The organism is Bordetella avium, from assembly GCF_034424645.1.
GTDB lineage: Bacteria > Pseudomonadota > Gammaproteobacteria > Burkholderiales > Burkholderiaceae_B > Bordetella > Bordetella avium.
The window spans coordinates 3670977-3681072 of the sequence record NZ_CP139969.1 but is presented as its reverse complement, the minus strand read 5'-3'; the positions used below and the strand labels follow the sequence as shown (position 1 = coordinate 3681072).

Genomic DNA, 10096 nt, shown 5'->3' with positions numbered 1-10096 from the left:
TCGACCTAGCGTAAACCCGAGGAGAAAAAGCGCCGGGGTAGTGAAAACACTGGGATATTCAATCGTTTCAACGGGAAGCCGCGATTTATCACTAAGCTGGTTTATGCTTGGCCATCTGACAAGTTCTAGTAGCCTTGTGTAAACGCCTCGTCGGAGAGTTCTCAGATCAATCTTTTGGAAGCCGCTTGTTTGAGTAGCTTGTTTGAGTAAAGGGTGCTGCGGCCGTCATCGCCGCGTATGTTCAGATGCAATCTTTTTTTGCAGCAGGTCCATCGATGTCGCGCAGTCCGTTTGCCGGTGCTGCTCCGTTGGCTCATAGGCCACTGAATGCGATTGCCGCCACGGCAGGCGGAGGCGTACCCGAGGCGCGCATCAAGCGGCTGCTCAAAGAGCTGATTGCACCGTTGCAGGCTTTACACGACAGAGGCCGTATTTGCGGCGATGTCAGCACATCCTCAATCGGCTTGGATGAGGGGGGCCGAGCTCATCTCATGGCCGTGGATACGCAGCCACGTCAGTCAGAAAGTCCGGGGCCTGTTGTTGTCGCCGGCTTTGCACCCTATGAGTTTTATGTGCAGTCGATGCAATGGCCACGCGGCCCGTGGAGTGATATTTACAGCCTCTGTGCGGTCGTGCATTCGCTGGTGACCGGTACGCTGCCGGCACCGAGTGCCGACCGATTTGAGCAAGATAATTACGTGCCGCTGGCACAACGCGAATTGCCGCGCTATAGCCAGGAGTTTCTGCGCAGCATCGATGCCGGACTCGCTTTGTGTCCGCAGGATAGGCCGCAGTCTATGGCGGACTTCGCTGCAAGCCTCGCTTTCATGCCTGCGGTTGATCAGGCGGCGCTGGTGACGATTCCCCCTATCGAGTTGCATGCTGAAGAACCCCGTATGCTACCCCTGCTCCATGTGGCATCGCGCAGGGGTAGCTTGGCGCTGGTCTGCCTCTCATTGCTTGCCATGTTGGCGATGGCCGTGTACTGCTGGGATCGTCTCGCCAATGCGGCGCCGCCAGTGATCGCCGCGTCTCAAACGGTGCCGGTCGCTTTCGTTCCCAAAAAGTCGCCGGTTCTGTTGGCCTCAGCGGCCCAACTGCTGGTGCCGCAGGCCGCTGCGGGGCCTGCACCTGGTCTTGCTACTGAAGTGAAGGCAGATAATCAGGCCGGTATCGCGGTGCCTCTGAATATTCAGCCTTGGGGTGAAGTCTGGATAAACGGCGTGAACCGTGGCGTATCGCCACCGCTGCGGGAACTCAAACTGGTTCCCGGAAAATACAGCGTGATGGTGCGCCATGGTGACTGGCAGCCCTATATGGCGGCCCTTGAGGTCAAAGCGGGCGCTGCGATCAGCCACATCTTTCGCTGATCAGCGTCAGTGTTCTTCGCTGCGCGGTAGCTTGAACAAGAACGTCGAACCCTGCCCCGGGGCGCTGGTCACCCAGGCCCGGCCCTGATGCCGTTCGGCTACGGTACGCACAAAGGCTAGGCCCAGCCCTGCGCCACCGGCATCCGCATCGATAGCGGCGCCCATGCGCGAAAAAGGCTGAAATACACGCTCCATATCCTCGGCGGCGATTCCCGGCCCTTCATCCTGAATACGTATCACCCAATACAAATCATCCTGGCCGACGCTGCACTGAATGCGGCTGTCTCTAGGGCTGTACTTAATCGCGTTATCCAGCAGATTGGCGAGAGCGCGGCGCAGCAAGGCTTGGTCGCCCATCACAAAGGCGCTGGGTAAGGCGTCATCCAGGACGACGGTGATATGGCGGGTTTGAGAGACTGCCCAAAAATCATCACAGACTTCACGCAACAAGTCGGCCAGGTCCAGGGGCACCTTGTTTATCTTCATGGACTCCGCGCGTGTCAATTGCACGAAGCCATCCATCAAGTGCAGCGTGCGAGTCGCCAGTTGAGCAATGCGCTGCAAGGTTTCTGTCTGGTCCTGGCTGTGTGCTTCTTTTTCGTGCAGCGCGACCAGGGCAAGAATCGAGTTTTGTGGCGCCCGCATATCGTGGGAAATAAAGCGCAGCATCTCTTCGCGCTGGCGTTCGGCATGACGAATGGCGCTGATGTCGATCAGTGTGAGGATGGTGCCGACAAACTCTCCCTCACCGGAATGGATCGGCGCGCATTTGAAAATCACGTCGCGGCCGCCCTGCACGCGGGTTTCCAGGTCCGCGCTCCAACCTGAGCGCGGCGGTTTGCCGGCGGCTTCCTGTATCGATGCCGTGATGGCCTCCAGCATGGCGTTTGTCGGCAGCAGGGTGGCAAGAACGTCCGACGCTTGCTGACCAATATGCGGTGGCCGTGTCCGGATACGGCGAAAGAAAAACACGGCTGCCCGATTGCGGAATTGGAGGCGGCCAGCCTGATCAAAAACCAGTGTGGCATCAGGCATGCCGTTCAGGCCGTCAGTGAGAAACTGGCGCAGATTACGTACCAAAGCCAGCGCGCGGCGGAACTGGCTCAGACGGTCTTCGACCGAACGGCGTCCCAGCAAGCTGGCGGCCGGGCGGGCGCCATCGAGCACGGGAGCATACTCGTGCCTCAGCCTTTTGAGTTCGCTGTCCATATAGCGCAGCACGGCCTCTTGGCTGCGCCAGCTCCATAGGGGATAGCATAGCGCCAGGCTGAAGAGGGCGGCAGAAGGCGGGAACCATAGCTGGCCAAAGCGCAGCATCAGCACGGCGCCGGGTAGCACGAGAAGAAGCAGGATCAGATTGAGGGCCAATGACAGCTTGGGTGAGCCGTGTCGCATCACCAGGCAGAGTAAGAGCACGGGCAGTGCGCTGGCCAGCATGTTTTCCAGTGCGGAGGCCGTGCGCAATGACCAATGCTGGCGCTCGGCCTGCAACATATTGGCCAAGATTTCCATGCCCGCCATGCCGCTGCTGCGGTGTGAAACCGGTGTGGGGAAGGTGTCGGTCAAGCCCGTGGCCCAAGATCCCACGATCACGTACTTATCGCGGAACCACTCCGGTGCGAGCCGTCCCTCCAGCACGTCCAGGTAGGGCACCATTTTTATGTGGCCTGGCGGACCCGTAAAGGGAATCAGCGTCTCGCCCTTGTCCTGGGCCTTGCCCATGAAATGATCGGATGGTTCATTCGCGGCTTGGAGCAGGGCGAGTGAAAAGTGCTTCCAGCGCTCGTCGCCCACGGTGCGCTCCCAGGCGCTGTGACGCACGACGCCATCCGCATCCACCGGGATATTGATGAAACCCAGGGCTGCTGCGGCATCGGCCAATTTCGGCTCGGGTGTTTGAGCGGCAGTGGGCGTATTGAGATCGTCCAGTACGAGGGGCAAGACGACGCGGCCGTGCGCGCGCATTGCCTTGGCCAGGGCCTCGTCAGCGCTGGGATCGTTCCGGTCGGGTTCCGACAGGATCAGATCCAGACCGACTGCCCGTGCCTCATGCAGCTGGTCTAGCAACGCTGCATGAACCTGCCGCTTCCAGGGCCAGCGGCCCATTTTGGCAATACTGTCATCGTCAATCGTGACCAGGACGATATCGGTTTGCGCAGGTCTGCCGATCAGCGAGATCGCCCTGTCGTAGAGCGTCTGGTCGATCCGGCCCAAGCCGGAAAAAGCGCCCAGGAATGCTGCAAACAGCGTGAGCAGCGCAGTTAGGAAAAAACCTGAGCGAGGCCGGAACGCACGGGGGTCTGCGGCCATTGCACTTCCTGTCAGTAGGTTTGCAAAGCGATGATCTCACCTGTGCCACTGAGCACGGGCTTGTCGTCGGTGCTGAGCAAGGCTAGCGTACCTTCAAAGGTTTGCCGCGCCTCATAGCCCGCAAGCCCGAACTCGTCGATGGCGCTCACGTTGACATAATAGGTGCCAGGACCCGGTGCGGCAAATCGGATATCTGGCGTGTTGTACTGCTTAGCGGCGATGACTTGCATGCCATCGCTATCACGCGAGACCCGCACGTTGTAGGCCTGTGCGCCAGCAACCGGGGTGACCAGGGCGGTCCAGCCGCCCTCTGCGCGGCGTGGTGTTCCCAACGCGGGGGCGGGCAGCAAGGGCCGCAGGCCCAGGACGCTCCCGTCACTACCAATGCGGGCCCCTTGGCCTTGATGCACGGTGATGGGCGCTTCAGGTTTCTGACCCGGTGCGTGGGCCTGTACCCGCACATTGCCTTCCAGCACAGCCTGGCTGGCGCCATTGGACGAGGCCTCCACGCGAAAGCGCGTACCCCGCACGCCGGTTACTGCCACTGGGGAACGGATCTCGAAACGGCCCACGCCACCGCCATCGGGAGCAACCTTTGACTCCATTGCGCCCCGCTCTACCGATAGCACGGTGTCGGTGATGGGCATATGTTTAAAACGGCGCAGGCGTTGCAAACTCACGGCGCTATTGGGGGGCAATGCGATTTCGCTGTCATCGGAAAGTCGCAGGGTCATGAAGCTGTTCGGACCGGTCGTCAGCAGACCGCCTTCGCTCACAGCGCTGCCCTCTTTGAGTTCCTGCCCATCGAGTCCGGCCTTGCCAGTCAGGCTGGTAACCTGTGCGGAACTGGCCACCTCCGGAATCATGGCTAAGGGGATGCGCAATTCGCGTGCGACGGGCAGGGCGTGGGTATCGCCTATGGCATTCAGTTGCTGTAGCACCTGCCAATGGCTCTCCTTGCCAGTGTAGGACGCAGCGAGGCCGCTCAGTGTGTCGCCAGGACGTACCCGGTGAATAAAATCCTCGTTCAGCGTACCCGCAGGCTGAGCATGGACGGCGGTCGTCGCCAGCGCCACACTCAGCATCAAGGGCGCGCGCCGGAAGCTCCGGTGCATGGCCACTCTCCAGTTATTTCAAGCGCGTCAGGGCGCGTTCAGTTCGGTGTTTCTTTACCCGCTACGGTTTCCAGGCGGTAACCCAGGGCATAGGAAGACGTCAGACGCAGACCGTTCTCAGGCCGCAATTGCAGTTTCTGACGTATGTTCGACAAATGCGTATCCAGCGTGCGCGAGGTCGGAGGAATCTCCCGGTTCCATACGCTTTCAGCCAGCAGGTCACGCGAGAGCAGACGGCCGATATTGCGTAGAAACAATAGCGCCAATTCGTATTCTTTGGGCGCCAGGGGAATCGCCTCGCCATGCAGTTCGATAACGCGCCGCGCCGGGTCCACATGATAAGGGCCAAGATCGAAAGCCGGGTTTTCCAGCGAGGTAGTCGCTTGTGTGCGGCGTAGCAGGGCAGCTACACGGGCGAGCAATTCGGCCGCTCGCAAGGGCTTGACGATGTAATCGTCTGCGCCAGCGTTCAAACCTTCGACCAGATCCTCTTCCTGATTGCGGCTGGTCAGAAAAATAATGGGCAGTCCTATGCCGTAACGGGCCCGCAAATGACGCACGACTTCGTCGCCGTCCATGTCGGGCAACTGCCAGTCAACCAAGATCAGATCAAAGCTCTCTACGCGCATCGCCGCCAGTAAATCCTGGCTTTGCTGAAAACTGCGGCATTCGTAATGGGCTTGTTGCAGGAGCTGCTGAATGTGGCGTGCCTGATCCAGGTCATCTTCCAATGAGGCTATTTTCATAGGCCCTGTCATTTTCCCAGAGGTTGGGGCCAGTGAGTACCAGCCAATCCGAGCGCCGCGGCTTGCGCTACGCTGCAATCATAACCTTTGTTATAACTCTCTGATTTAGCGCAACAACTTGCTCAATCATTGCAAAGTTGACGAATCTTGACTGGTGGAAATTCGCAATACAACGCCACACTATCTCTAATCGCATCGAGATTTGCAGTGTTTGCATAGTCTGGGATGTAAAACCATTTAAGGGTGAGATAGGGTCTGGTCATGAAACACTTGAGCACTCTAATCATGGTGCCGGATTCAGCCAGCCGCGCTCGCATCATTGCCGTGCTGCTGCAAGCTGGTATTTCGACAAAAGGTTGTTCCACACCGCTGGAACTCTTCGGCATGCTCAACGAAGAGCATTACGACATCGTCGTGCTGGATTGCAGCGATCTGGGTGAGCTGGGATTTTCCTTGATTGCGCGTCTGCGGGGCTCTGCTGAGCTCGGCATCGTCGTCAAAGCCAGCGAAATGCCGATGGAGATGCGTTTGCGTTGTCTTCAGAGCGGCGCCGATGCTGCGCTGACCGAGCCGCTCGACGACCGTGAACTGGCAGGCGTTTTGCTGGCGCTGGCGCGTCGCCTACCCGCCTGGCGCGAGGATGCGTCTGACTCCCTGGCGGGCACCTTATCCGGGCCTGGCAAATGGGAGTTGCGCGACCAGGACTGGACGCTGGCGGCCCCCCTGGGCGCCACGCTGTCGCTGTCGGCCAACGAACGGTCTATCGTGCGTGTGCTCTTGCAGGCCGGTGGGAATGCCGTCAGCCGCGAGCTGTTGGCTGAAGAGCTCAGCGCCGACGGCGCCAGTTCGCGGATGACGGGCACGCGCAGCATCGATGTCGTGATCAGCCGTCTGCGTCGAAAGGCCGAGTTGGCCGGTCTGAACCTGCCTATCCGCACGGTCTACGGCAGCGGCTACTTGTTTGCGCAGGTTTGAGGCCGGGGGGCGCTGCGTACAGGGCTTGCTTTCGCGCAAATTTTGCGCATCCCCTTTGACAGCAGCGGCTAACTAAGCTAAGCTGAAGGGCTTACTGCTTTATGCGCGTGCAAAGTACAGGTGCTGCGGATGTAAGCAAAACTGCCGGATGCGTCACGAGTTCAGGTAGTTTTGTCCGCGACCCCACCCCCACGGAAGCTGCCGATCAAACCGCCTTAGGGTTTGCGCCCAGAGAATCCTGCCGGGGTAATAGCAGTGAAACAGGCATCTTTCAAACTTTGTGCGCTTGTCTGCAAGACCCGCTCTTTTACGTCAACCACGTCAGAGGCGGTTTTGCGCAAACTGCCTCCGCCAGGGCGCTCTTAGCATCAGGCGCCCGGAGGACATAGTACGTAAGTACTTACCAGTGGTACGTAAAAGGGATTTCAAAGGTCATGCCTACCATTAGCCAACTCGTGCGCAAGCCGCGCGAAGTCAGCATCATCAAGAGCAAGAGCCCCGCGCTGGAAAATTGCCCCCAGCGTCGCGGCGTTTGCACCCGTGTCTACACCACCACCCCCAAGAAGCCGAACTCCGCTCTGCGTAAGGTTGCCAAGGTGCGTCTGACCAACGGTTACGAAGTCATTTCGTACATCGGCGGTGAAGGCCACAACCTGCAAGAGCACTCGGTCGTTCTGGTGCGTGGCGGTCGTGTGAAGGACTTGCCCGGTGTGCGTTATCACATCGTGCGCGGCTCCCTTGACCTGCAAGGCGTCAAGGACCGTAAGCAAGCTCGTTCCAAGTACGGTGCCAAGCGCCCGAAGAAGGCCTAATCGTCTTCAAGGCAGTACCCCGGTTGCGGGAAGACCCGTAATCCGGAGAGTGTGCAGCTGCGCCAGTGGAAGCTGGAATAGTGTGCAGCACGTAAGTGGTCATTCTGTATGGGTGGCCGTGACCGTGTAAAAAACGCGGTTCAACTGAACAGACACAAGGAAGCAAAAATGCCCCGTCGTCGCGAAGTACCCAAGCGCGAGATTCTGCCCGATCCCAAGTTCGGCAGCGTCGAACTCGCCAAGTTCATGAACGTTGTGATGCTGGACGGCAAGAAAGCCGTCGCCGAGCGCATCGTCTACGGTGCCCTGGCTCAAGTCCAGACCAAGACCGGCAAAGAGCCGATTGAAGTCTTCACGCTGGCCATCAACAACATCAAGCCGATCGTCGAAGTGAAGAGCCGCCGCGTTGGCGGTGCCAACTACCAAGTGCCGGTTGAAGTGCGCCCCGTGCGCCGCCTGGCCCTGGCTATGCGTTGGCTCCGTGAAGCCGCCAAGAAGCGTGGCGAGAAGTCGATGGATCTGCGTCTGGCTGGTGAACTGATCGACGCCTCCGAAGGTCGTGGCGCCGCAATGAAGAAGCGCGAAGACACGCACAAGATGGCCGAAGCCAACAAGGCTTTCAGCCATTTCCGCTGGTAATTTAAGGATTAACCCACCATGGCCCGCAAAACCCCGATCGAGCGCTATCGCAACATTGGTATCTCTGCGCACATCGATGCAGGGAAAACCACCACGACCGAACGCATCCTGTTCTATACCGGCGTCAATCACAAGATTGGCGAAGTGCATGATGGCGCAGCCACCATGGACTGGATGGAGCAAGAGCAAGAGCGTGGCATCACCATTACGTCGGCGGCTACGACGGCGTTTTGGCGCGGCATGGCCGGCAACTTTCCCGAGCACCGCATCAACATCATCGACACCCCGGGACACGTGGACTTCACCATCGAGGTGGAGCGTTCCATGCGCGTTCTGGACGGTGCCTGCATGGTGTACTGCGCCGTGGGTGGCGTTCAGCCGCAGTCGGAAACCGTTTGGCGCCAAGCCAACAAGTACGGCGTGCCCCGTTTGGCCTTCGTGAACAAGATGGACCGTACCGGCGCCAACTTCTTCAAGGTCTACGAGCAGCTGCGTACCCGCCTGCGCGCCAATCCCGTCCCGATCGTGATCCCGATCGGCGCCGAAGATACGTTCACCGGCGTGATTGATCTGGTCAAGATGAAGGCCATCATCTGGGATGAAGCCAGCCAAGGCACCAAGTTTGAATACGCCGACATCCCGGCCGAACTGCAAGCCAGCGCCGAAGAATGGCGTGAGAAGCTGGTCGAGGCCGCCGCCGAGTCGTCCGAGGAACTGATGAACAAGTACCTCGAAACCGGCACGCTGGAAGAAGCCGAAATCAACGCGGCTATCCGTCAACGCACCATCGCTGGCGAAATCCATCCGATGCTGTGCGGCACCGCCTTCAAGAACAAGGGCGTGCAGCGCATGCTGGACGCGGTCATCGAATACCTGCCTTCGCCGATCGATATTCCGCCGGTCGATGGCACTGACGATGACGGCAACGAAGTCCAGCGTCGTGCTGACGACAGCGAAAAGTTTTCGGCTCTGGCATTCAAGCTGATGAGCGATCCGTTCGTGGGTCAATTGACCTTCGTGCGTGTTTACTCGGGCGTGCTGAAGTCGGGCGATACGGTCTACAACCCCATCAAGGGTAAGAAAGAGCGTATCGGTCGTATTCTGCAGATGCACGCGAACAACCGCGAAGAAATCAAGGAAGTTCTCGCTGGCGACATCGCCGCCGTGGTGGGTCTGAAAGACGTGACCACCGGTGAAACGCTGTGCGACATCGACGCTCACGTCACGCTGGAGCGCATGGAGTTCCCCGAGCCCGTGATTTCGCAGGCCGTTGAACCCAAGTCGAAGGCTGACCAGGAAAAGATGGGCCTGGCGCTGTCGCGTCTTGCTCAGGAAGATCCGTCGTTCCGCGTGCGCAGCGATGAAGAGTCCGGCCAGACCATTATTTCGGGCATGGGCGAGTTGCACCTTGAAATTCTCGTCGATCGCATGAAGCGCGAATTCGGCGTGGAAGCCAACGTCGGCAAGCCGCAAGTGGCCTACCGCGAAACCATCCGCAAGACCTGCGACGAAGTTGAAGGCAAGTTCGTCAAACAGTCGGGCGGTCGTGGTCAGTACGGTCACGTGGTGCTCAAGGTTGAACCGCTGGCTCCTGGCGGTGGCTACGAGTTCGTCGACGCCATCAAGGGCGGTGTGGTTCCTCGCGAATACATCCCCGCCGTGGACAAGGGCATCCAAGAAACCTTGCCTGCTGGTATTCTGGCTGGCTACCCCGTCGTGGACGTCAAGGTCACGCTGTTCTTCGGTTCGTACCACGATGTGGACTCGAACGAAAACGCGTTCAAGATGGCCGGCTCGATGGCTTTCAAGGAAGGTATGCGCAAGGCCAGCCCGGTCCTGCTCGAACCGATGATGGCTGTTGAAGTTGAAACGCCGGAAGACTACGCTGGTGGCGTGATGGGCGATTTGTCCTCGCGTCGCGGTATGGTCCAAGGTATGGACGACATGGTCGGCGGCGGTAAGATCATCAAGGCAGAGGTTCCTCTGGCCGAGATGTTCGGTTACGCCACCAACCTGCGTTCGCTGACCCAAGGTCGTGCCACGTACACGATGGAATTCAAGCATTACTCTGAAGCTCCCAAGAACGTCGCTGACGAAGTCATCGCTGCTCGGGGCAAGTAAATAACCGT

At 59.2% G+C, this 10096-nt stretch carries 8 protein-coding genes; 5 read left to right on the top strand and 3 right to left on the bottom strand.

Annotation, left to right across the window (positions count from 1 at the left end; translation table 11 throughout):
- Positions 1–275: 275 nt before the first annotated feature.
- Positions 276–1370, top strand: coding sequence for a serine/threonine-protein kinase (locus U0029_RS17070; protein WP_114851559.1), 1095 nt, complete (start codon positions 276–278; stop codon positions 1368–1370).
- A 6-nt stretch (positions 1371–1376) separates the two neighbouring features.
- Here the strand turns inward: U0029_RS17070 and U0029_RS17065 are convergent, their stop codons facing one another.
- Genes U0029_RS17065 through U0029_RS17055 form a run of 3 tightly spaced genes read right to left on the bottom strand, consistent with a single transcriptional unit; the run spans position 1377 to position 5553 of the window.
- A complete protein-coding gene (locus U0029_RS17065; protein ID WP_114851560.1) occupies positions 1377–3680 on the bottom strand; it encodes a CHASE2 domain-containing protein in 2304 nt (767 codons plus the stop codon).
- A gap of 11 nt (positions 3681–3691) precedes the next feature.
- A complete protein-coding gene (locus U0029_RS17060) occupies positions 3692–4795 on the bottom strand; it encodes a FecR family protein (protein ID WP_012415728.1) in 1104 nt (367 codons plus the stop codon).
- Positions 4796–4833: 38 nt separating this feature from the next.
- On the bottom strand, positions 4834–5553 hold the full coding sequence (locus U0029_RS17055; protein WP_114851561.1) for a response regulator transcription factor: 720 nt from the start codon (positions 5551–5553) through the stop codon (positions 4834–4836).
- 249 nt (positions 5554–5802) lie between these two features.
- Between U0029_RS17055 and U0029_RS17050 the strand changes: the two genes are divergently transcribed.
- The 4 genes from U0029_RS17050 (at position 5803) to fusA (ending at position 10088) form a co-directional block, all read left to right on the top strand.
- On the top strand, positions 5803–6516 hold the full coding sequence (locus U0029_RS17050) for a response regulator transcription factor (RefSeq protein WP_114851562.1): 714 nt from the start codon (positions 5803–5805) through the stop codon (positions 6514–6516).
- Between the two features lie 434 nt (positions 6517–6950).
- A complete protein-coding gene (rpsL, locus tag U0029_RS17045) occupies positions 6951–7328 on the top strand; it encodes a 30S ribosomal protein S12 (protein ID WP_005017264.1) in 378 nt (125 codons plus the stop codon).
- Positions 7329–7496: 168 nt separating this feature from the next.
- Positions 7497–7967 (top strand): 30S ribosomal protein S7, encoded by a 471-nt coding sequence (gene rpsG, locus U0029_RS17040; protein WP_012415731.1) that lies wholly within the window; start codon positions 7497–7499, stop codon positions 7965–7967.
- An 18-nt stretch (positions 7968–7985) separates the two neighbouring features.
- Entirely contained in the window at positions 7986–10088 is a 2103-nt protein-coding gene (gene fusA / locus U0029_RS17035) for an elongation factor G (protein WP_012415732.1), read from the top strand.
- Positions 10089–10096: the final 8 nt, after the last annotated feature.